Source organism: Nonomuraea sp. NPDC052265 (assembly GCF_044547985.1).
Taxonomy (GTDB): domain Bacteria; phylum Actinomycetota; class Actinomycetes; order Streptosporangiales; family Streptosporangiaceae; genus Nonomuraea.
The window spans coordinates 99,652-121,666 of the sequence record NZ_JBIUBJ010000020.1 but is presented as its reverse complement, the minus strand read 5'-3'; the positions used below and the strand labels follow the sequence as shown (position 1 = coordinate 121,666).

20 protein-coding genes and 1 pseudogene are annotated in these 22,015 nt (G+C 73.2%); 8 read left to right on the top strand and 13 right to left on the bottom strand.

Annotated elements, in window-relative coordinates:
• Window positions 1–21: 21 nt before the first annotated feature.
• The 7 genes from ACIHAD_RS39245 to ACIHAD_RS39215 all read left to right on the top strand — a co-directional run bounded on the left by ACIHAD_RS39245 (window position 22) and on the right by ACIHAD_RS39215 (window position 7,681).
• Window positions 22–1,929 (top strand): sensor histidine kinase, encoded by a 1,908-nt coding sequence (locus ACIHAD_RS39245; RefSeq protein ID WP_397359840.1) that lies wholly within the window; start codon window positions 22–24, stop codon window positions 1,927–1,929.
• Window positions 1,926–2,579: a response regulator gene (locus ACIHAD_RS39240; protein ID WP_397359839.1), complete on the top strand. Its 654-nt coding sequence runs from the start codon at window positions 1,926–1,928 to the stop codon at window positions 2,577–2,579. Before ACIHAD_RS39245 ends, ACIHAD_RS39240 begins: the two co-directional genes overlap by 4 nt.
• A gap of 78 nt (window positions 2,580–2,657) precedes the next feature.
• Window positions 2,658–3,917: an alpha/beta hydrolase gene (locus ACIHAD_RS39235; RefSeq protein ID WP_397359838.1), complete on the top strand. Its 1,260-nt coding sequence runs from the start codon at window positions 2,658–2,660 to the stop codon at window positions 3,915–3,917.
• A 148-nt stretch (window positions 3,918–4,065) separates the two neighbouring features.
• Complete coding sequence (locus ACIHAD_RS39230; protein WP_397359837.1) at window positions 4,066–4,521, top strand: class I SAM-dependent methyltransferase; 456 nt, start codon at window positions 4,066–4,068, stop codon at window positions 4,519–4,521.
• A gap of 80 nt (window positions 4,522–4,601) precedes the next feature.
• Complete coding sequence (locus tag ACIHAD_RS39225; RefSeq protein WP_397359836.1) at window positions 4,602–5,348, top strand: class I SAM-dependent methyltransferase; 747 nt, start codon at window positions 4,602–4,604, stop codon at window positions 5,346–5,348.
• 251 nt (window positions 5,349–5,599) lie between these two features.
• Entirely contained in the window at window positions 5,600–6,037 is a 438-nt protein-coding gene (locus tag ACIHAD_RS39220) for a hypothetical protein (RefSeq protein ID WP_397359835.1), read from the top strand.
• 222 nt (window positions 6,038–6,259) lie between these two features.
• Entirely contained in the window at window positions 6,260–7,681 is a 1,422-nt protein-coding gene (locus ACIHAD_RS39215; protein WP_397359834.1) for a multicopper oxidase family protein, read from the top strand.
• Here ACIHAD_RS39215 and ACIHAD_RS39210 read toward each other — a convergent pair.
• The 7 genes and pseudogenes from ACIHAD_RS39210 to ACIHAD_RS39180 all read right to left on the bottom strand — a co-directional run bounded on the left by ACIHAD_RS39210 (window position 7,668) and on the right by ACIHAD_RS39180 (window position 12,353).
• Window positions 7,668–8,429, bottom strand: coding sequence for a hypothetical protein (locus ACIHAD_RS39210; protein ID WP_397359832.1), 762 nt, complete (start codon window positions 8,427–8,429; stop codon window positions 7,668–7,670). The genes ACIHAD_RS39215 and ACIHAD_RS39210 overlap by 14 nt on opposite strands.
• Window positions 8,426–8,686 (bottom strand): annotated as a pseudogene (locus tag ACIHAD_RS39205) (family 20 glycosylhydrolase); the annotation flags it as partial. The pseudogene ACIHAD_RS39205 and the gene ACIHAD_RS39210, both read right to left, overlap by 4 nt.
• A gap of 61 nt (window positions 8,687–8,747) precedes the next feature.
• Window positions 8,748–8,930, bottom strand: coding sequence for a hypothetical protein (locus tag ACIHAD_RS39200; protein WP_397359831.1), 183 nt, complete (start codon window positions 8,928–8,930; stop codon window positions 8,748–8,750).
• Window positions 8,931–9,057: 127 nt separating this feature from the next.
• Window positions 9,058–10,011 (bottom strand): SAM-dependent methyltransferase, encoded by a 954-nt coding sequence (locus ACIHAD_RS39195; RefSeq protein ID WP_397359830.1) that lies wholly within the window; start codon window positions 10,009–10,011, stop codon window positions 9,058–9,060.
• Window positions 9,969–10,703: a cysteine hydrolase family protein gene (locus ACIHAD_RS39190; protein WP_397359829.1), complete on the bottom strand. Its 735-nt coding sequence runs from the start codon at window positions 10,701–10,703 to the stop codon at window positions 9,969–9,971. The genes ACIHAD_RS39195 and ACIHAD_RS39190 overlap by 43 nt, the downstream gene beginning before the upstream one ends.
• Complete coding sequence (locus ACIHAD_RS39185) at window positions 10,700–11,770, bottom strand: isocitrate/isopropylmalate family dehydrogenase (protein WP_397359828.1); 1,071 nt, start codon at window positions 11,768–11,770, stop codon at window positions 10,700–10,702. The genes ACIHAD_RS39190 and ACIHAD_RS39185 overlap by 4 nt, the downstream gene beginning before the upstream one ends.
• A 52-nt stretch (window positions 11,771–11,822) precedes the next feature.
• Window positions 11,823–12,353, bottom strand: coding sequence for an EF-hand domain-containing protein (locus ACIHAD_RS39180; protein WP_397359827.1), 531 nt, complete (start codon window positions 12,351–12,353; stop codon window positions 11,823–11,825).
• An 806-nt stretch (window positions 12,354–13,159) separates the two neighbouring features.
• Here ACIHAD_RS39180 and rph point away from each other — a divergent pair.
• Complete coding sequence (rph, locus tag ACIHAD_RS39175; protein ID WP_397359862.1) at window positions 13,160–15,754, top strand: rifamycin-inactivating phosphotransferase; 2,595 nt, start codon at window positions 13,160–13,162, stop codon at window positions 15,752–15,754.
• Window positions 15,755–15,786: 32 nt separating this feature from the next.
• Here the strand turns inward: rph and ACIHAD_RS39170 are convergent, their stop codons facing one another.
• From ACIHAD_RS39170 to ACIHAD_RS39145, 6 genes are all read right to left on the bottom strand, one after another.
• On the bottom strand, window positions 15,787–16,005 hold the full coding sequence (locus ACIHAD_RS39170) for a hypothetical protein (RefSeq protein ID WP_397359826.1): 219 nt from the start codon (window positions 16,003–16,005) through the stop codon (window positions 15,787–15,789).
• A 232-nt stretch (window positions 16,006–16,237) separates the two neighbouring features.
• The gene (locus ACIHAD_RS39165; protein WP_397359825.1) at window positions 16,238–17,119 is read right to left on the bottom strand and encodes a SagB/ThcOx family dehydrogenase; all 882 of its coding nucleotides are present in this window, start codon (window positions 17,117–17,119) and stop codon (window positions 16,238–16,240) included.
• A gap of 7 nt (window positions 17,120–17,126) precedes the next feature.
• A complete protein-coding gene (locus ACIHAD_RS39160; RefSeq protein ID WP_397359824.1) occupies window positions 17,127–18,443 on the bottom strand; it encodes a YcaO-like family protein in 1,317 nt (438 codons plus the stop codon).
• Window positions 18,440–19,678, bottom strand: coding sequence for a TOMM precursor leader peptide-binding protein (locus tag ACIHAD_RS39155; protein ID WP_397359823.1), 1,239 nt, complete (start codon window positions 19,676–19,678; stop codon window positions 18,440–18,442). The genes ACIHAD_RS39160 and ACIHAD_RS39155 overlap by 4 nt, the downstream gene beginning before the upstream one ends.
• Complete coding sequence (locus ACIHAD_RS39150; protein ID WP_397359822.1) at window positions 19,627–20,304, bottom strand: hypothetical protein; 678 nt, start codon at window positions 20,302–20,304, stop codon at window positions 19,627–19,629. Before ACIHAD_RS39150 ends, ACIHAD_RS39155 begins: the two co-directional genes overlap by 52 nt.
• A gap of 120 nt (window positions 20,305–20,424) precedes the next feature.
• Window positions 20,425–21,468 carry a zinc-binding dehydrogenase gene (locus ACIHAD_RS39145; RefSeq protein WP_397359821.1) on the bottom strand — a complete coding sequence of 348 codons (1,044 nt, stop codon included), beginning with the start codon at window positions 21,466–21,468 and terminating at the stop codon, window positions 20,425–20,427.
• Window positions 21,469–22,015: the final 547 nt, after the last annotated feature.

The window sequence follows — 22,015 nt, the reverse complement described above, 5'->3', positions numbered from 1 at the left end:
CGTGGAAGCTAGCCTGACGCCGTGACCTCCGTTCTGCTGTGGTGCGTGCTCGTCGGCGTCGCCCTCCTGTACGGCGCCGCCGTCCGGAGCACGGCCGGGATCACGGTCGCGGTGGCGGCGGGCCTGGTGGCGGCGGCGACGGTCGTCGCGGCGGTCCGCGGATGGCCGCCGCAGTCGGTGGCGGGCGTGGCGTTGTCGTCGGGCGGGGTGGGCGCGGTCGTCTGGGCGTTCGGGCGGGCGCACAGACGCAGCCGGACGCGGCGCGAGGCCCTGGCCGCGCACCGGGAGGCGCGGACGGAGGCGGGCGCGGCCGTGGCGGACGCCGTACGCCTCAGGATGGCCGCCGAGCTGCACGACACCGCCGCGCACCGCCTCACCGGCATCGCGGTGGCCGCCGCGTCCGCGCTGCACGTGGCCGACCCCGCGCTGCGGGAGTCCGCCCTGCGCCACGCCGGGGACGCCGCCCGTCTGGCCCGCGCCGAACTGGCGGGCGCGCGGGCCGCCGCCTCCGACCTGGCGGCGATCGACACCCTGGTCGCGGGCTGGTCCGTGCCCGGCGCGGACCCCGGCGCGGTGCGCTACCGCAGGACGGCCGCCGCCGCGTCCCCCGAGGTCGCGGCGGCCGCCTACCGGGTGGTGCGCGAGGCCCTCACCAACGCCGCCCGGTACGCGACCGGAGCCCGGCTGGAGATCGCCGTCCTGGCCGGACCCGGCCGCCTGACCGTCGAGGTCGGCGACACCGGAGGCGAGGGCAGACACGGCGACCTGGGCACCGGCCACGGCCTGTCGGGGCTGGCCACCACCGTGGCGGCCTGCGGCGGCACGCTCACGGCCGGCCCGGACGCCGGGGGATGGACGGTCAGGGCGGACTTCCCGTCCCCCGCGGGCCCGGCCTCGTTCAGGACGACGTGGTGGCGCGGACGGAGGGCGTGGGACGCGGCGCTGGCCGGGCTGGCCGTCGCGTTGACGATGGGGGCGAGCCTGCTGCCGGGAGGCACTCCGGCGCCGCGGGAGTTCCTTGTGCTCGGCCCCCTCTTCGTCCTGCACGCCGTGCCCCTGTGGTGGCGGGTGCGGCGGCCCGGGTGGAGCCTGGCCGCGATGCTGTCGATCTACCCGGTGGCGATGGCGGGCTGGACCCCGACCCCCGCGGGCGACCTGTTCCTGTGGGCGTGGTGGGTGGAGCTGGCCCAGCTCTACGCCTTCGGCGCCCACCACCCCAGGCGCAAGGGCGTGCTCGCGATCCTGGCCGTCGGCCTGGTGGGCGGCCTCGCGCTGGCGCTGGGACCGGGCATCGCCGGCGACCGGACGGCCGTGTGGGCGGTGCTCGCGACGGCCGTGGCGCTCCTGTCGGCCCCGGCGTGGGCGGCGGGCGTCCTGGTCGGCAGGGCGAGGGCGCGGCGGCGGGCGGCGGAGACGGCCGAGCGCGACCTGCTCGCCGGTCGGCTGGCGGACGTGGCCCGCGGCGAACGCGAGCGGATCGTCGAGGGGCTGCGCCGGACGGCGGCCCGGCACGCGGACGCGATCGTCGCGGCGGCAGGGAAGGGCGACCTGAAGGCGGTCCTCGACGCCGCCCGCGCCGGGATCGACACCCTCCGGCGGCTGCTGGACGAGCTGCGCCGCCCCGCCGGAGCCGACGGCCCGCCGCCCACGCTCGCCGGGCTGGAGGTGCTGGCCGCGCGGCGGCAGGCGGGCGTGCGCCACGTCGGCGACCCCGGCGGGCTGACCCCCGAGCTGGAGGTGGGCGTGTTCAGGGCCGTCGAGGAGCTGGCCGGCGAGCGGATCACCGTGTCGTACCTTCCCGAGGGCGTCCTGGTCGAGGGGACGGCGGCCCGGCGCGCCCGGCGGCGGCTGCACACCCTGGCCGACGGGTACGGCGGCGCGCTGACGACCGGCGGCCGGGACGACGTGCGGGTATGGTTGCCCAGATGATCAGGGTGCTCGTCGTGGACGACCAGGCGGTGGTCCGGGCCGGGATCGCCGCGGTCCTGGCCGCCGAGCCCGACCTCGACGTGGTCGGCCAGGCCGCCGACGGGGAGTCCGCCGTGGCGCTCGCCGCCGGCCTGCGGCCGGACGTGGTGCTCATGGACGTCCGGATGCCCGGCCTCGACGGGCTCGCCGCCACCGCCCGGATCACCGCCGGCACGCCGGACACCAGGATCGTCGTGCTGACGACGTTCGGCCTGGAGGAGTACGTGTTCGGGGCGCTGCGCGCGGGCGCCTCCGGGTTCCTGCTCAAGGACGCCGAGCCCGCCCGGGTGATCGACGCGGTGCGGGTGATCGCGCGCGGCGACGCGCTGCTCGACCCCGTGATCACCCGGCGGCTGCTCGAACGCTTCACCGCGGCGGCCGACCCCGGCCCGCCCGTACGGGCCGACGGGCTCACCTCCCGCGAGCGCGAGGTGCTCGGCCATGTCGCGCGCGGGCTGTCCAACGCCGAGATCGCCGCCGTCCTGGCGCTCAGCCCCGCCACGGTCAAGGACCACGTGGCGGCGATCCTGGCCAAGCTCGGGGTGCGCGACCGGCTGCACGCGACCATCCACGCCTACGAGTGCGGCCTGATCCGTCCCGGGGCCGGATGACCCCCGCCGTCAGGCGGGGGTCGGGATCGATCGCCGGCAGGAGGAAAGGCGGCGTTCGCCTTCCTAACGTTGTGCCGTATGAAACGTGTGTCAGGCGCGATCCTGCTGGTGGGCGCCGAGATCGCCGCGGTCGCCGCCGGGGCTCTGGTCTTCCTGCTCGTGGCGGCCGTGACGGCCGCCGTGCCGCTGTTCGCGGGGGCGGGGGTGCTCGCCGTCGCGGCCGTCGGCGGGCTGCTCGGACGTCCCGCGCTCCGGTCGCTGGGGCTGCCCCGGCTGGTCCTCCCGTACGTGGTGGTCAACACCGTGGCGGTCACCGCCCTCGCCGGGCTGGCGGCCTTCCGTCCCTTTCCCGTCCCGCCGTCCGGCGCGACGCCTCCCGGGGTCGCGTTCTGGCAGCTCCCGACGGGCTCCCGCATCGCCTACGTCAAGCTCGCCGGATCCGGTACGGCGCACCGGCCGCCCGTGATCTTCCTGCACGGCGGGCCGGGAACGCCCGGCGAGGGGCTGCCGGAGGGCAGCGAGGACCTGGCCGCCGCCGGGTTCGACGTCTACGCCTACGACCAGGTCGGCGCGGGCCGCTCGACCAGGCTGGCCGACCCGGCCGGCTACACGGTCGCCCGCCACGTCGCCGACCTGGAGGCCGTCCGCCAGGCCCTCGGCGCCCCGAAACTCATCCTGGTCGGCAGGTCGTGGGGCGGCACCCTGTCGGCCGCCTACCTCGCCGCCCACCCCGACCGGGTCGCCAGGGCCGTGCTCACCTCGCCGGGCGCCATCTGGGAGCCCGCCTTCCCCGGCGGCGTCGGCAGCCCGTGGGACGACCTGCCCGCCCCCCTCAAGGCCAGGGCCGACGAGCTGACGAGCTCCCCGCGGATGCTGGTCCAGTCGCTGCTCCTGGGCGTGAACCCGGCCGCGGCGCGGGCGTTCGTCCCCGACGCCGAGGCCGACGCCCGGATGCGCGCGCTGCTGCTCGTGGCCAAGGACGCCACGGGCTGCGCCGATGCGGAACCCGCCCCCGTGCACGGGAACCCGCCCGGCTTCTACAGCAACCAGGTCACCGCCGAGGACGCCGCCGCCGCCCCCGACCCGCGGCCGAAGCTGCGCGGGGTACGGGTGCCGGTGCTCGTCATGCGCGGCCAGTGCGACTACCTGAAGTGGGAGGTCACCTACGACTACCGGCGCACCCTGCCGGACTCGACCCTGGTCTACGTCCCCGGCGCCGGCCACTCGATCGCCAACGGCCGCCCCGACCTCTACCGGAGCCTGATCCGCGCCTTCCTCCTCGACCGCCCGCTGCCCGTCCCGGCCTACACCGGCGCCACCGACCCCGCCCGGTCCTAGGTTCGCCGAAGGAGACGTGCGCGCCGCCCCAGCGACCTTGACGTTCAGCTTCCAGCCGCGGCCCTGCTCGCCGAGCCGGCGCCGATCTTAGGATGCGGGTGACTCACGCTTCGGCTCCGCCGGGCGGCGGGGCAGAAGGGAAGATCACGTGCAGCAGGACGAACGGCTACGCCACAGCTCGTCATTCGGAGCGGCGGCGGCCGCGTACGCCGAGCACCGCCCGGACTACGCGCCCGCCGCGGCCGGATGGGCGCTGGAGCTCGCGCCCGGACGGCGGGTGCTCGACCTCGGCACCGGCACCGGCAAGCTGACCGCGACGCTGGCCGGGACGGGCGCCGAGGTCGTCGCGGTCGAGCCCGAGGGGGTGGCCGCCGCCCGGTTCGGGTCGCCGGAGCAGGCGGAGTTCGCGCATGGGCAGCGCCGCACCGCCGACTCCCTCGTCGAGACGCTCGCCACCAGGGCGGGGATGCTGGTCATGCCCGAACAGGAACGACAGGCACGCCTCGGTCGAATCCGGGCCTACCTCGTGAGCCGCCCCGAGACCGCCGAGGGCGAGTTCACCCTTCCCATGCTGACCGCCGTGTTGCGCGTCCGGCGGTTGTGAAGGGCACCGGCCATATGAAGGGGCTTCACACACCGATCGATCCGAGCAACAGTGATCAACCGGCCGGAAGGGAAGTGCCGATGTTCGGCGCGCAGTTGTACGACACGATCGGAACCGGTTACACCGCGACGCGGCGCACCGATCCGCGCATCGCCGCGCGGATCTGGGACGCGCTCGGCGACGCCGGGACCGTGCTGAACGTCGGCGCGGGCACCGGGTCCTACGAGCCGCCCGACCGGTACGTCCTCGCGGTCGAACCGTCGGCGCTCATGCGTTCGCAGCGCCCTCCCGGGGCGGCGCCGTGCATGGCGGGGTCCGCCGAGCGCCTGCCGTTCGACGACCTGTCCTTCGACGCGGCGATGGCCGTCGCCTCCGTCCACCACTGGCCGGACGCGATCGCGGGCCTGCGCGAGATGCGGCGGGTCGCCCGCCGCGTGGTGGTGTTCACGCACGACACCAGCGACGCCGGATGGCGTGACCGGTTCTGGCTCTCGCGCGACTACCTGCCCGAGGTCACCGACCTCGTGGCCGGCCGGCCCGCGGTGACCGAGCTGGCCGGCGCGATCGGGGCCCGGCTGGAACCGGTGCCCATCCCGTGGGACTGCGCCGACGGCTTCTTCGAGGCCTTCTGGCGGCGGCCGGAGGCGTACCTGGAGGAAGACGTCCGCCGGGGGACGTCGGTCTGGTCAAGGCTCGGGCCGGAGGCCGAGCGGCGCGTGGTGCGCGACCTCCGGGACGACCTCGCCTCCGGCCGGTGGGCCCGACGCAACCGGGACCTGGCCGACCTCGACGAGGCCGAGCTCGGCCTACGCCTGCTGATCGCCTAACCCGGGACGGTCCCGGCCACCGGAGGGGTGCCGCGGCCCCCTCTGGTTGACGCGGAATGCATTGGCCGAACCCGGCGAGGGCGCCCCGCGCCGCCGGGTGGGCTACGTGACCACCTGCGAACTGGCCGGCTCCGCGCTGATCCGCGACCTTCTCGGCGAGCTGCGCACCCTCCGGGCCCCCGCGGCCGTCGGAGCGGCCATGTCGCAGGTCGGCCGGCGGTGGCCGCTCCGACGGCCGGATCATCGGCATCGTGGCGGACGAGACCGGCGACCTGGGCGTGGTGGGCGCCGTCCGCCAGGCCGTGCTCGACGGTGGCATGACCCCGTTCGTCATCGCGCCCAAGGGCGGCATGCTGGGCGGCGCGCTGGCCGTCCGGCGCACCTTCGCCACGGCCCGTTCCGTCGAGTTCGACGCGGTGCTGCTGGCCGGGGCGCCGGCGCCGGGCGACGACGCGTACGGCGCCCGCGACGCCAAGGCCGGCGACGGCGGGACCCCGGTCGACCCGCGCGTGCTGCTCCTGGTCGACGAGGCCTACCGGCACGCCGAGGCGGTGGGCGGTTGGGGCACGGCCGCGCAGGCGCTCCAGGCGGCGGGGATCCCCGCGCAGGCGCCGGGCGTCGTCACCTACCGGTCGGCCGGTCTTGAGCGGCTGTCCGAGAAGCGGGACGTCTTCCGCGACGCCTCCTGAGCCCCTCGCCGGGCGACGACCGGATCACGGCACGGCCCCTCGCCACGGCCGCGTGCGGCCCGCGGATCAGCCGGTGTGCAGGGTCCGGAAGCGTCCGGGGTCGGCCGGCCTCGCGGCGATCTTGCACGGCCGGCAGCGCGTGGCGTCCACCTCTTTTCCTGACTCTCCGTTATTTTTCGAGGTGGATGAGGGGGATCCGTAGTGACTGATTCGCGTGGGACCGTGTCCCGCAGGTTGTTCGTCAGCGGCGTGTTCGCCGCTCTGGGCACCGTTCCGGCCGCCGCCGCGGTGGCGTCGGAGGGGGCCGCCGCCGGGGCGTCCGGCAGGAGGGTGCTGCGGGCCGCGCCCGCCGTCGTGTCCCTCGGCGGACGCACCGTGTCCACCTGGGCCTACGACGGCCTGCTGCCCGGCCCGACCATCCGGGCCACCGCCGGCGGCACCGTACGAGTCAGGCTCGTCAACGACCTGCCCGCGCCGACCACCGTGCACTGGCACGGCATCAGGATCGCCGCGAACATGGACGGCGCGCCCGGCCTCTCACAACGCCCGACCCAGCCCGGCAGGACGTTCGACTACACGTTCACCGTCCCCGACCCCGGCACGTACTTCTACCACTCCCACGTGGGCATGCAGAGCGACCGCGGCCTGTACGGCGCGCTCATCGTGGAGGACCCGCACGAGCCGCTCGGGTACGACCAGGAGTTCACGGTCGTCCTCGACGACTGGCAGGACGGCGTCAACGGCACCCCCGACGACACGCTGCGCGCGCTGAGCACCACCCCGCACGACGACACCCTGTCCAGCCACGTCCTCGGCGGCACGTCCGGCCATGCGCGCTACCCGTACTACCTGGTCAACGGCCGTACCGCGGACGAGCCCACCACCTTCATGAGCCGTCCCCGCGTGCGCGCCCGGTTCCGGGTGATCAACGCGGCCGCCGACACCGCCTTCCGGGTCGCGCTCGGCGGGCACCGCCTGACCATCACCCACACCGATGGATTCCCCTGCAAACCGGTCACCGTGGACACGGTCGTGGTCGGCATGGGGGAGCGCTACGACTTCGTCGTGACGCTCGACGCGGGGGCGTTCCCGCTGATGGCGATGGCCGAGGGCAAGAGCGGGCGGGCGTTCGCGGTGGTGCGCACCACGAATGGCGCGCGCACGCCGTCGCCGGACGGCGACGTGCCGGAGCTCCAGCGGCAGCAGCTCGCCTACCAGGACCTCCAGGCGCGCCGCGCCCACCAGCTCCGCCCGCCGACCAGGACCGAGACCGTCACGCTCGGCTGGCGCCAGGGCACCAACGGCAGCGAGTGGCCGCTCAACGGCCGCCTCGCCGACGACCCGCTGCGCCTGCGGGTCGACCGGGGCGAGACGATCAGGATCGTCCTGCACAACGACACGCACATGTGGCACCCGATGCACCTGCACGGCCACACCTTCCAGGTCCGGACGACCGAGCGCGGCGGGCCGAGGAAGGACACCGTGAACGTCATGCCGTACAAGCGGATCAGCATCGACGTGCACGCCGACAACCCCGGCGAGTGGATGTTCCACTGCCACAACCTCTACCACCAGGAACAGGGCATGATGGGCCTGCTCGGCTACGGCAAACCCCCGCGCCGCCGGCACGTCATGAGTCACTGAGCCGCGCCCGCGCGGTCGTGTGGAGGTAGCCGGCGGCGGCGGCGAGCAGGGACGTCCCCCAGAGCAGGAAGACCGGATACGTCCCGGCGAACCCCCAGCTCCCGTCGAGGACCTCCGCGCCGCCGCCGGGCGCGCACGTGCGGGTGACGCCGAACGCCAGGCAGCCCGTCATCATCGCGCCGTACTGGCCGACCAGCATGCCGACGGCCGCCGCCGGAACCGCCGCGAGGCAGCGCGGCACCCGCCGCCCGCCGGCGAAGGGCACCCACGCCGGGAAGACCTGTCCCCATCGGGCGATCAGTCCCAGGGTGAGCAGCCCCCCGGCCACCGGCCCGGCGACGAGCAGCGCCCAGAACACCGCCGAGCCGCCCAGCCCCGCCAGCTCCGCGCGGGAGCCTCCCGCCACGCCGAGCGGCAGGCCCAGCCCCCACAGCAGGTGCGGGACCGAGAAGCCCAGCACCGGCAGGCCGGCCGCCGTCCAGGTCGCCGTCCTGGCCCAGAGCGCGGGCCGGACCGTCCCGTCGGCCCGGCGCTCCTGCGGCCGGACGGCGGTACGCGTGCCGAGACGGACGGTCGCCAGCGCCAGCAGCACCCCCAGCGCGGCGAGCAGTGACTGCCTGCCGAGCCCCGGGTCGTCGAACATGCCGAACGCCAGCCGCATGACCAGGTTCCCGGGCGCGACCAGCACGAGCGCGGCCGCGGCGGCCCAGCCTGCGGCCAGCAGCGCCGGCCGCGTAGGTGATCTCATGGCCGCCCACGGTAGCTCGGGCGGCCCGCCCGAGCTCTCCCTCCCGAGGGGGAACCGGCTCCCCCACCCAGCTCCTTGACGAACTGCGTGGCCTCCGGCTTCGACAGGTCCAGATGGTCGTCGCCCAGCCCGAGCGAGGGACGGAACCGGACGAGCGCCAGCGCGTGGGCGGGCGCGTCGATCTCGGGGACGATCGTGACGCCGTTGGCCGCCGCCGTCTCCTCGAAGGAGTCCCAGTCCGCCCGGTCGTAGGCGCCGTCGGCCGAGGCGAGCCCCCTTCGCGGCCGTGCCCACGCCCGCCCACGCCGCCGCCGCCCACTACGTCGACCCCGCCGGGAACGACTCCGCCGACGGGCACTCCCCGTCCACCGCCTGGAGGACCCTGGACAAGGTCAACGCCCAGACGTTCCAGCCCGGCGACACCGTCCGCTTCAAGGCCGGCGGCCAGTGGACCGGCCGTCTCGCGCCGCGCGGCTCGGGCACGGCGGGCAGCCCGGTCACCTCCACCTCCTACGGCACCGGCGCCGTCTCCGGCACGGCCCTGCCCTCGGGCATGCCCGACCTCGGCGCCGTCCAGCGGACGGCGGGCGCGGGCCTGTCGAAGCCGCCCCCGCCCCGGCGTCAAGGATCAGCAGTCCCGGAACGTCGGCACCGACACGCCCAAGACGTGGCTCTGTCGTGGTTTGTCGGCGAACACCCACCGGTTGGTCGCCAAGGCGTCGTCCGGTTCGGGGAGGGGGCCTCGGCCGTGCCGGCGGGCGAAGTCGAAGGGAGTGTGGACGGTGGCGGACCACCCTCGTTCCCTCAGCAGCCCGACGGAGTCGGGACGCGGATTCCCGTCGAACAACGCGAGCAGGTCCACGCCGATCTGCGCCTTGGCCGCCGAGTAGACCGGGCTGGCGCGCACCGCCGGTGTCCCGAGCCCGAGCTTGGCCTCGAAGGCCAGGACGCTTCCCCCGGCGCTCAGGACGTCGATGGTCCGCAGCAGCCGCCGTTCGACCTCCGGATCGAGGTAGAGCAGAAGCCCCTCGGCCAGCCAGGCCGCCGGAACGCTCGGGTCGAAGCCCGCCCCCACCAGCGACCCGGCCCAGTCGTCGCCCACGTCGGCCGCGACCACCCGGCGCCGGGCCGCAGGGACGACCGGAACCGGGGGAGACGGTTCGAGGGCGAGCGTGGCGAGCACGTCCTCCTTGAACGCCAGGACGCCCGCGCGGTCGATCTCGTGCACGACCTGCCCCGGCGGCCAGCCGAGCCGGAAGGCCCGCGTGTCGAGCCCCGCGCCGAGCAGGACCACCTGCCGGATGCCCGCCTTGGCCGCGCGCGACAGGAAGTCGTCGAGGACCCGGGTACGCAGGCCGAAGTAGCGCCCCAGCCTTCCCCAGAGGGGGTCGGCGTCGCCGCCGGGCACGTCCTGCGGACGGGTCGGCCAGGTGGCCGACGCGGCGCAGGCGCGTACGAAGTGCTCGGCGTAGGGGTCGGCGGCCAGGGAGTCGGGGCGATGGGTCTCGATCGCCCGCGCGGCGGCGACCATGAGAGCGGTCAGGCCGACGCCGCGCTCGATTTCGAGTTGTCGCTCCGGCACGTGCTCTCCTCTCGGGCCGATCGACCGGCCGCTGACCTCGCGGCGGTCTCCTGTTCCGGGATCCACGAACCGGGGGTGTCGTGGGAGGTGAGGTGAGCGCCGTAGAGGGCGGCCATGAAGCGCAGGATCTCCGCGTCGGGCAGGTAGCGGCCGGTGGTGCAGTCGGTCAGCACCGTGATGTGGAAGCCCTTCTGGAAGGCGGTGCGGGCGGTGGTGTCCACGCAGACGTCGGTGTACAGGCCGGCGAACACCAGGCGGGCGATGCCGCGCCCGCGCAGGTGCCGCTCGAAGCCCTCGCTGAGGAAGGCGTCGAAGCAGGCCCACTTGGTGAAGACCGGCTCCCCGGGCGCGGGCTCGACCTTGTGGAACTGCGCGCCCCAGGTGCCCTCCAGGCATTTGAGCGCCTTGCCCTGTTCGAGGTCGCGCCGCCGCCAGCTCGGCCCCTGGTGCTCGGCGTCACCGACGAACCGGACGAAGACCACGTCCATGCCGCGGGCGCGCGCCGATTCGAGGGCCTTGGCGGTGTTGGACACGGCGGTTTCCAGGGTCGCCAGGTCGCCGGCGTACCGGGCGCGGGCGGTCGGGCCGGTGCAGAAGTCGTTCTGCAGGTCCACGACGACCAGGGCAGCGCGTTCGGACGTGGCGCGGTGCTCGTCGGCCGCCGGGGCGGGCCGGTGTTGCTCGACGGTCATGAGTCCGCCATCTGGACCGGCCGAGCCGCCGGCTCCAGGGCGTCGAGCAGGGCCTCGACCACGCCGGTGGTGGAGTGCCGGCCGCCGGCGTCAGGGGTGGCGATGCGGTGATGGTCGAGCGTCGTCAGGGCGCGTTCGACCGTCCGGACCGCTTCGGCGCACCCCGCGTGCCGCTCGGCGATGGCCGCCGCGGCCCGGATGGTGGCCGTCGGGTTGACCCTGCCGGTGCCCGCCAGGTCGTCGGCGGAGCCGTGCACGGTCTGGTACTCGACCAGACCGCGCGCGTCGGGATGCAGGTAGACGTTCTCGGTGCAGCGGTTCTCCTGCCGCTCGGAGCCGAAGCGGTCGAGCAGCACCACGTGCATGATGTCGGCCCACTCGTTGCCCGCGATGATCACCGTGCGGGGGCGGGGGCCGCGTTCGATGAGGTTGCGGTTCACCGTGTCCGGCTGGAACAGACCGATCTGCACGCCGTGCCGCGCGGCGCTCTCGGCCACCCACTCGTCGAGCGCACCGTCGAGCAGGTGGAACTTGTAGGCCATGACGATCTCGTCGATGTGCCCGTCGGGCCACTCCTGCCGTGCCCGCCGCACGGCCAGCGCGATCACCTTCTCGGTGATCTCCCTGCTGAAGGCCATCGTACGGACGAGCGCGCCGGGAAGGTGCACGTTCTCGCCCGTGTAGAAGCCCTGGGCCTGGTCCCTGACCAGCAGCAGCGACGCCCCGGAGGTGGTGATGGCGTCGATCTTCACCGCCTCCAGGCGCTGGCGGACCAGGTAGAGCGACTGGGCGTTGATCGCCGTACGGAAGACGGCGGGCACGCCGGAGGCCGCCAGCGAGCGGCAGAACTGCGTGTAGTGGTCGGCGTCCTCCCGCGTGCTCTCGCGGATCTTCTCGGCCTCGGCGCCGGCCTTCAAGGACACGTAGGAGTGATAGATCCGCTCCGAGCGCGTGAGGGCGACCTTGGCCCCGCAGACGTCGGCGATGCCGGCCAGCACCCGCTCGAAGACGGCCGCGAGCTCGGGGCCCGTTCCCCGGCCGATGGCAAGTCCGATGACTGGTTCCACTACTGCTCCCTTTTCGTGGTCGAAGGCCGGACGCGTCGGCTCGTGTCGGCCGTCAGCTCGACTCGCCGAGCAGGAGGTCGCCCGCGATGTCCGCCTTCTCGGGGCTGTAGTAGTCCTTGATGCCCTCGGCCCAGACCGGGACCTTGACCTGGTCGTCCTGCGAGGGGCCGAACGCGTCGAAGAGGGTGTCGACATTGCGCCGTTTGAAGCCGATGGCGGTCATGAGCGCCATGAAGTCGGTGCGGTGGATAAGGCCGTCGCCGTCGGGGTCGCCCAGCTCGGCCAGCGCGTCGGCGAAGTCGGTCAGCGCGTCGTCGAAACGCTCGGGGGACAGCACGCACGCGCTGTACTCCTCGAAGCTGATGCGGCCGTCCTTGTCCAGATCAAGCTCTTCGACAAGGGTCGTCCAGTAACGGCGGAAAGCGTCACTGATTGCGCTCTTGGCGGCTTCGGTGGAACGTGGGGAAGCCGCCAATACGCGGTTTGCCATACGATCGAAGTCTTCGGCCTCAAGGTAACCGGTGCCGTCGGCGTCGAACAGGGTGAAGATGAGTTTTACTCGGTCGATGGCCGCGTCTTGCATGCCTGTCACCTTTCTTCGGCTGGGTCCGGGAGCAGACTCTATAACGGAACCTGGCTCGCGAGTGACCAGGTCTTGGGTGACGAGGGAAACGTAAAAACCCGCATCTGGAATAAGTCGCCGGAAAGCCTCGTTGGCCGCCAAAGGTGGAGAACTCAGGCGATTTCTGCGCCCGTTGCCCTCATGGGGTGCCGGGAAGTTGGGGATATTTCCGCTTATGTGGGGATTTGCGACTCCTGGTTCGAGGGCGCTGTTCTTTCGTATCCCAGCGGTTACTTTTTCATGTCCTGGAGCGATGGCGGGGGAGGAGCGTCCCGATTGGGGGTAGCCTTTGCGTCTTTGTGATCGTCGCGAGCCGGGACGTCATGCCCTTCGCGGTGGCCCGCACGTGGTCCACGACGAGGTCCGCGCTGAACATGCCGGTCGGCGCCGCGACGTCACAGGGCGTCGGACTCGGCCGGCTCCGAGCAGCTTGACCACCTCGCGCCCGTGCCGCTGGTTGGCGGCGACGTACGGACGGACCTGCCGCTCGTGGGCGGCGAAGGCGGCGGTGTGGTCGCCGCCGGACCCGGCCGGCCGCCGGGTCGAGTGGGCCCTGGTCTGGCGTACGGCCGCCGAAACCCCGCTGATCCGCGCCCTCGCCCAGGCCATCCGAAACGTTCGAGTCGGAGGAACGCCTTCATCGGAAGCCCCCTCCACTTTCACTTTATAACTGATCCGCGCGCCTCATGAGACATCGAAAAGTCCTTCATACTGCCCGATGCGAACCAACCCCGACGAAGGATGGAGCGACGGAATTGGGCTACGTAATGGGTTTCGGGCAGATCGGCTCGACGCACGTCGCGGACGTCGGCGGCAAGGGGGCGGCCCTGGGCGAGCTCTCGCGGATCGACGGCGTCCGCGTCCCGGACGGCTTCTGCGTCACGACGGACGCCTTCCGGCGGGTCGTGTCCGAGGCGCCCTCGTTCGACGCCCACCTGGACCTGCTGTCACGGGTGGATCCGGACGACCACGCGGCGGTCCGTGCCCTGAGCGCGGACGTGCGCGCCGTCATCGAGGGCGCGGCGGTGCCCGACGAGCTGGTGGCGGCGATCGGGGAGGCGCTCGCCGGGCTCGGGGAGCAGGCCGCCTGCGCGGTGCGGTCCAGTGCGACGGCCGAGGATCTGCCGACCGCGTCCTTCGCCGGTCAGCAGGACTCCTACCTGAACGTCGTGGGCCTGGCGGACGTGGTGGCGCAGGTGCGGCGGTGCTGGGCCTCGCTGTTCACGGAGCGGGCGGTGGTCTATCGGCGTCGCAACGGGTTCGATCACCGCAGGGTGCGGATGGCCGTGGTCGTGCAGCGGATGGTCTTCCCGGACGCCGCGGGGATCCTGTTCACCGCGGACCCGGTGACGTCGAACCGGAAGGTCGCCGCTGTGGAGGCGGGCTGGGGGCTGGGCGAGGCGCTGGTCTCGGGCGTGGTGGCGGGGGACGTCTACACCGTGCGTGACGATCAGGTCGTCACCGTGTCGGTGGGGTCCAAGGCGCGCCGGGTCCGGGCGTCCCCCGGTGGCGGCACCGAGGAGGTGCCGGTCGAGGCCGAGCGGCAGGCGCGGCGGGCTCTGACGGATGCCCAGGTGGTGCGGCTGGTGCGGCTGGGCCGCCGGATCGAGGGGCATTTCGGCCGGCCGCAGGACATCGAATGGTGTCTGGCGGGCGAGGACTTCCACATCGTCCAGAGCCGGCCCATCACCACGCTGTTCCCGGTGCCGGTCGCTGACGACCAGGAGAACCACGTCTATGTCTCCGTCGGCCATCAGCAGATGATGACCGACGCGATGAAGCCGCTGGGGCTGTCCATGTGGCAGCTGACGACGCCGCGGCCGATGGCGGAGGCGGGCGGGCGGTTGTTCGTGGACGTGGCCCCGGTGCTGGCGACGCCGGCCGGCCGGGCGAATCTCATCGGGACGCTGGGCAAGTCCGACCCGCTCATCCGGGACGCGTTGCAGACGCTGGTGGACCGCGGCGACTTCCTGCGCCTGCTTCCGGACGAGGAGACCGGTGTCGCGCCCGCCGCCGCCCCGCCCGTGCCGATCGAGAGCGACCCGGCGGTGGTCGCCGAGCTCGTCCGGGACAGTCAGGCGTCCGTGGCCACCCTGCGGCGCGAGATCGAGGAGCTGTCCGGGCCCGCGCTGTTCGAGTTCATCCTGGCCGACCTCACGGAGCTCAGGCGGCTTCTGTTCGGTCCGCGGAGCTTCCAGGCGATCATGGCCGGCATGGAGGCGGCCTGGTGGCTGAACGATCATCTGGAGAGGTGGCTGGGGGAGAAGAACGCGGCCGACGTGCTGACGCAGTCCGTCCCGCACAATGTCACCTCGGAGATGGGGCTGGCGCTCCTGGACGTGGCGGACGCCGTCCGTCCCCACGCGGAGGTGGTGGCGTTCCTGCGCCGGGTGGCGGAGGAGGGCAGGGAGGGCGACGGCTTCCTGGAGGAGCTGGCCGAGCTGCCCGGCGGGCGGCAGGCGTACGAGGCCGTCCGGGGCTATCTCGACCGGTACGGCATGCGTTGCGCGGGCGAGATCGACATCACCAGGACGCGCTGGAGCGAGCGGCCCGCCATGCTCGTTCCGGCGATTCTCGGCAACGTCAGGAACTTCCAGCCGGGCGCCGGTGAGCGGCGTTTCGAGCAGGGACGTCAGGAGTCGCTGCGGAAGGAGCGGGAGTTGCTGACGCGCCTGCGCGCCCTGCCGGACGGGAAGGAAAAGGCCGAGGAGACCCGGCGGATGATCGAGCGGGTGCGGACGTTCGCGGGATACCGGGAGTATCCCAAGTACGGCATGGTCTGCCGCTATTTCGCGTACAAGCAGGCGTTGCTGCGGGAGGCCGACCGGCTCGTCCGGTCGGGCGCGCTGCGGGAGAGGGAGGACGTCTTCTTCCTGCGGTTCGAGGAGCTGCGGGAGATCGCGCGCACGGGCCAGGCGGACGGCGAGCTCGTTTCACGCAGGCGGGAGGCGTTCCGGTCGCATGAGGCGCTCACGCCGCCGCGGGTGCTGACGTCGGACGGCGAGGTGCTCGCGGGTCAGTACCGGAGCGCCGACGCGCCGCCGGGGGCGCTGGCCGGGCTGGCGGTCTCGGCGGGCACGGTCGAGGGTCGTGCCCGGGTGGTGACGGACATGGCGCGGGCCGACCTGGAGACGGGAGACGTCCTGGTCACGGCCTTCACGGACCCGAGCTGGACCCCCTTGTTCGTGGGCATCGCCGGGCTGGTGACAGAGGTGGGCGGCCTGATGACCCATGGGGCCGTGATCGCGCGCGAGTACGGCCTGCCGGCGGTCGTGGGGGTGGAGGGGGCCACCCGCCTGATCGGGGACGGTCAGCGGATCCGCGTGCACGGCACCGACGGGTACGTGGAGATCCTTGACTGAACGTCCGGCCGTTCGGCCCCGGTGCGCCGGGTTCAGAGCGCCGGTGCCGGTACGATCTCCGGCTGCCGTGCGCCACCGTTCTGGTCCGCGTGAACCTGGAAGCGGGGCAGCGGTTCGGGGGCCGGGCAGCGGCCCTGGCAGTAGCCGTTGACGACGACGAGGCGGCCGCGGGCGGCCGTGTAGTCGCTGCGCTGCCGGCCGGGGAGGACACCCTTGCAGGTGGGGCAGCAGATGGGCTGGTCGGCTGTCATCGGGGCCTTCCGACGTCGTGGATGTCGTGGCGCTGGTGCTCCGGGCCGATGGCGGTGCCGGAGTACCAGGTCGGCGGAGGTGCCGGATGGAACTGTGCACTTCACCGTGCGCCTTCTGCAGTATGGCGAGCATGTGCGGCGAGCGCTGTGCTGGACGGCGGGGCGGGCTGAGGATCGTTCCTCGCGGGGTTGTTTCCTTCCTCCCGCTTGGAAGTTCGCCCGTGGCGGAGGCTCACGTGGTCGGCTGCGGGCCCGCGGGGCCGTTCGACCACAGGTGTTCCATGACGGCGGCGACCGCGTCCTGGCCCTTCTGCCATTCCGGCGTCTCCCAGCGGGATGTGGGCCGTCCCACGGGCAGCAGGTAGAAGGCCGCCTCGTCCACGCCGTCGAGGTCCAGGAGCGTGTGGACCTCGTCGTCGACGAATCCGCCGATCGGGACCGCGCCGCAGCCGAGGGCCACCGCGACGAGGAGCGCGTTCTGGGCCACGTGGCCGATCTCCAGGACCACGAACCGGTAGGCGCGTTCCCCGTACTTGAGTGTGGTGCGGCCGAAGACCGCGGTGAACACCAGTGTGGCGGCGGCGGTGTCGAGGATCTCGGGGTAGGAGGAGGCCCTCGCCAGCCGTTCGGGGGCCGTGGGGTCCTCGTGCAGCAGTTCCAGCAGGTGGTCGTCGGCGCGGTAGTGGTAGACGCCGGGGGCCAGCCCGTCCACGGCGCGTGCGACGAGGTAGGTCTCGGTGGCGTGCAGGCCGCCCGCCGAGGGTGCGGCGCGCAGTGTCGTGCGGTTCGGGCCGCCGGGGCCCGCGGGCATCCCGGCCGACAACAGGAGCATGGACGCGACCTGCGGCAGGGTGAGGGGTTCGGCGGAGAACCGGCGGACCGATCGGCGCTCGGTGATGGCTCGGTCGAGCCGCGTGTCGAGCGGGTCGGGGCGGGGGAGACGGATGACGGGGGATCCGTCGTACCGTTTGCCGGGGTTCCTGGTCAGCCGGCGGAAGGCCGGGCTGTTGGCGACCGCCGCCACCCGCCAGCCGAAGCTCCGGTCGTGCCGGCGCTGTTTGCTGTTCTCGTGATAGAGCTCCGCCAGGCTCGAAGTGCTCGTCAGCGGGTCCATGACCACCTCACGGGTACGGGTGTGGAGTGCGGTTGAGATCCTCGGGTCCCCGCGGGCGGGGGCAGGGCGCGCCGGGGTGCTCGGCGTAGAGGCGCCTCCCGCCGAGCATCGGCCGGTTCTCGTCGGCGTACAGCGGTTGCAGGCCGGGGACGACGACCTTCACCACGTGGTATCCGCAGGCGGCGACGTCGGGGGTGGTGAGGTCCACGGTCAGGGCCTCCAGACCGGCCGCCGCCAGCCGGCCGACCACGGACGTGATGGCGGCATCGTCGTCGGCGGGCGGCGGCCCGGCGTCCCGGAGCGGGATCGCGGGCCGGTCGAGGAACGGTTCGAGCGTCGGCCGCGACCACTGCGAGGCGTAGTGGAGGACGTGGTCCTCGAACGTCTTGAGGCGGTCGGGGACAGGTGTGCCGGTTCTGCGGAGGTATTTCGCCCATTCTCGCGTCTGCGCCGCCTCGATGAGCGACTTCAGCACGGCCCTGGCCGGGTCGTGGTGCGCGGCCCCGCCGGCGCAGAGGAGGGCCGGGTCCCGGCGGTCGTCGAGCAGCAGGCACATGAAGGCCGGCACGCCGAGATCGCTGGTCATGTCCAGCACGTGGTAGTCCAGCCCCGGCCGGCGCAGCCGGGTCGTGTACACCTCGGCGATCGACGGGTGCGACTGGAGGTCCACGCGGCCGAGCGGCAGCTCGCGCAGCCAGCTGATCATGAAGGCGTCCCGTTCGATCGCCTCGTACAGGCCGCTGAGCACCGCCTCCGAGCGCGAGGCGGCGCAGGCCAGGCCGGTCGAGATCGCGGGCGCGACGACGTGTTCCGCCACGTCCGGGTGCTGCGGGCGGTAGGGCAGGTGGACCAGGCAGGCCGGGACGTGCGTCCAGGCGGCTCTGGTCAGCGAGTACGCGCGCAGCCACGCCACCGGAGTGTCGTCGTCGAAGCGGTGGGCGTGTTCGCCCTGGTCTGGATGGAAGAGCGCGAAGTCCGCGGGTGCGGGCGGCGGGTGCTCGCCGGCCGAGAGCGCACGCCAGGTCGCCACGGTGACGTGCTCGGGCTGGGGGAAGGCCGCGCAGTAGCGTTCCAGCCCCTCCCCGACGGCGGCGGCCCGCGCCGCGGCCTGGGTGAGACCCGCTCCGCCGTTCTGGTCGTAGCAGGGGCCGGTGCCCAGGGCGGCGGTGTCGGCCATGCGCACCGAGCTGTTGAAGATCTGCGGCTCCCCGGCTGCGATCGGGAGGTCGAGGACGTGGGCGATGATGCCGGTGCGCGCGTCCACCGGGCTGGGCGGGGCCGTCGTCGGCGTCGTCGTCCGGGCCGTCGCAGGTGGTGGGTTCACCTGACGCCTTCCACGTCCCACACCTGAAGGGCCGGGCGGTCCTGGGCCGGACGCCCGCACGACCGGCATCGGGGCACGCGCAGGACCGGATGCAGGGTCGTGGTGCTCGACAGCACATCGACGGCGAGCAGCCCGTCGACCGTCGTCGCGGGGGCGAACCCGGTGAGGAGCTTGACCACTTCGAGGGTCACCAGCGACAGGCCGGGAACCACGGCGAGGAACGGCGGCGGCCTGTCGGCCTCGCCCCAGATGTGCTCGACCAGCGTGGCTTCCTCGTGGCGGGTGAGGTGGCTGCGGCGCCGGTCGTCGAAGCACGTCCAGCACGCGCTGCGTCCCGGCAGCACGGTCGGGCCGATCAGCACTTCCAGGCCGACCGTGCGGCAGCTCGTCCACGGCGTCCGCGACGACAGCGCCGCCGTGTTGAGGGCTTCGTGGTCGGCCGGCCGGAAGACGTCGGGGGCCAGGACGACGGCGTCACAGCGGTCCAGCAGTTCCTCCCACGATCCCGAGCCGACGGGGACGGCCCGGCAGTGGGGGCTGGTCCGCCCGATCAGTTCGCAGACGACCTCGGCCGCGGGCCGTCCCCGGTGACCCGGGTCGTACCAGGCGTCGGCGCGGGCAGCCTCCTCGGTGACCGTTCCGTCATCGACGCACAGCAGCTCGCCGACGCCGGACGTGGCCAGGTCCCGGGCGACCTGCGAGCCGAGACGGCCGCATCCCAGGACCGCCACGACGGCCTCCCGCAGCCGCGCCTGGTAGTGCCGGCCCGAGGGCAGGACGTCGGGACGGGCCGGAAGGGTGGAGTCGGAGGCCGCGGAGAAGTGGCCGAAGAAGTCGGCCTGCTGACGCCACCACTCCTGTTCCTCGGCGGTCAGGGCGGTGGGCGCGGGAGGTCCGTCCTGGAGCAGGCCGTTGGCGTGCAGGGCGCGCAGGAGGTCGTCCACCGTGGCGGGGTCGGCGTCGTGGGCGGCGAGCCGTGTGCGGATGTCCTCGACCGGGCGGGTGCCGTCCAGCAGCGGCAGCAGGCGCTGGAGCAGCGCGGGCGGCACGTGGTCGAGCGCGAACGATCGCGTCAGCGAGTCCAGCCGGACGGTGCCCGGCGGCATGGTGGACATCCGGTACCAGGCGGGCAGCCAGGGGCGCGCCGGCAGTCTGTCGTTGTCGGGCAAGGGTTCGCTCTCCGTCAGATCGCGCTGGTGCTGGTGCTGGAGCAGCCGTAGCAGGACGTGCTGCAACTGCAGCTTCCTCCGCCGCCGTGCGAGGCGCTGGCCTGCAGCCGGGCGAAGCTCGCGATCTCGCCGGCCAGCCCGCCGTGACCGCGCAACGCCGCCATCTCCTCGGAGTCGTAGATGTTCATGGACGACTCGTCGTGCAGGAACGAGGCATGGGCGAAGTCCGAGATGGAGAGCACCTGGCGTACGGACACCTCGGCGAGAGGGGTCCGCGTGCCGACGTCGGGCGCCTGGCGGGCGAGCGCCTCGGCACCCCGTTCCAGCAGCTCCGCCGTCTCGTACTCGGCGTAGACCACCTCGTCGTCGACGACGAACATCGTGCAGAAGCCGCGGATGGCCGTACGGTCCTCCATGATGACGCGTACGGCCACGGCGAATCCGCCCTGGGAGATGCTGAGGCCGCCGTGCTGCGACAGGTCGTCGGAGACGAACGGGAGGATCCCGACGGCGAAGCCCGCCTGGTCGTCCTCGCTGTAGATGTTCACCGCGCGCGACCGTGCCGGCATCGCCCGCATGCCCAGGCGTTCGAGTTCGTCGCGCAGGAGGGCGGCGGTTCCGGAGGTCTCCAGGGCGCGTTCGATGAAGGGCATGCCGAATTCGACGTCGAGTTCGGTAATCGTGCCGGCCATCGTGCCTCCGATCCCCGGTCGCGTGTCGTGCGTCAGGGGGTTCTTTTCCCGTCCGCGGCCGGGCGTATCTCCGCTCTCGGCAAGGAAACCGTCGGTAAACGATCGTTGACCGGGGAGGCGTCAGAGTTCGATGAGGACCTTCAGGCTCCTGCGGTCGGCCATGTCCCGGTAGCCGGCCGGGACGCCGTCGAGGCCGGTGGTGGCGTCGAAGACCCTGCCCGGTTCGATGGCGCCGTTCAGGATGTCGGGCATCAGTGCCTCGATGTAGGCCCGGACCGGAGCCGGTCCGCCGGCCAGGCGGAGGTTGTGGCGGAACAGGCTGCCCATCCCGATCGGCGCCTCCTCGTACTGCGGGACGCCGACGCGGCTGATGACGCCACCCGGCCGGACGACGCCGAGGGCCTGCCGGTAGGCGGGCATGTTGCCGACGGCCTCCAGGACGACGTGGGTGCCGTGGCCGCCGGTGAGGTCGCGTACCCGCGCGATGCCCTCCTCGCCGCGGGCGGCCACGACGTCGGTGGCGCCGAACTCGCGGCCGAGGTCGGTGCGGGCCAGGTGGCGTCCCATGAGGACGACCTGCTCGGCGCCCAGGCGCCTGGCCGACAGCACCGCCAGCAGGCCGACGGCGCCGTCACCGATCACGGTGACGCGGGTGCGCTCGTCCACGCCGCCGGCGACGGCGGCGTGGTGGCCGGTGCCCAGCACGTCGGCGAGCGTCAGCAGGGACGGCATGAGGGCCGAGTCCGCCTCGACGGGCAGCTTGACCAGGGTGCCGTCGGCGAGCGGGACGCGGATCGCCTCGGCCTGGCCGCCCTCGTCCGGCATGCCGTCCCAGAAGTCGGCCTGCGGGTGGACGCAGGAGGTGTGCAGGCCCTCGCGGCAGAACTGGCAGGTGTTGTCGGAGATGGCGAACGGCGCCACGACCAGGTCGCCCCGCCTGAGGGTGGTGACCTCCGGGCCGGTGTCCTCGACGATGCCGATGAACTCGTGCCCCATCCGGGTGGGGCCGTCCTCCGGCTTCATCGAGCCGTAGGGCCACAGGTCGCTGCCGCAGACGCAGGACGCGGTGATGCGGACCAGCGCGTCGGTGGGCAGCTTGATGACCGGGTCCGGCACCTGCTCGACGCGGACGTCGCCGGCGCCGTACATCAGGGTTGCGCGCATGGGGAGTTCTCCGATCCAGATGATGGTGTGTCTCAGGTGGCGGCCGTCGCGAGCGGGCCCGAACGTTCCGACTTACCGGCCTCTCCCCGTCTGACCTGGTGGTACACCCGGTTGCGGCGGACCGGGGCCCGGTCGCGGGCCGGTAGTTGTCCGCCGGGGGCGACGTCCGATTCCTGCAAGACCGCCGCCACACGCGTGGATACGTTGCCCGGCATGGACGCATCCCCAAGCCAGGCCTTCCGGCCCGGTGAGCACAGGGATGACGACGAGCGGATGGCCGCGCGACGTGTGCCTTGGTGAGATTCTGGCCAGGCCATTGGCCTTCGCCGAGGGAGTTCCCGGTAGCGAAACCGGCAAGGTCCTCATCTGCCTCTGCTCGTGCGAACCTCTATGGGGGACGCGATGGTGAGAAGGCAATTCACGATCTTCCGGAACGCGGTCAGCGCGTCGCTGCTGTTCTTCGCCGGTACGTCCCCGGCTTTCGCCACCACGCATCGCGACGGCCCGGCGACCTATGTCACCTACAGGTTGTCCGGCCTGGCCGCCG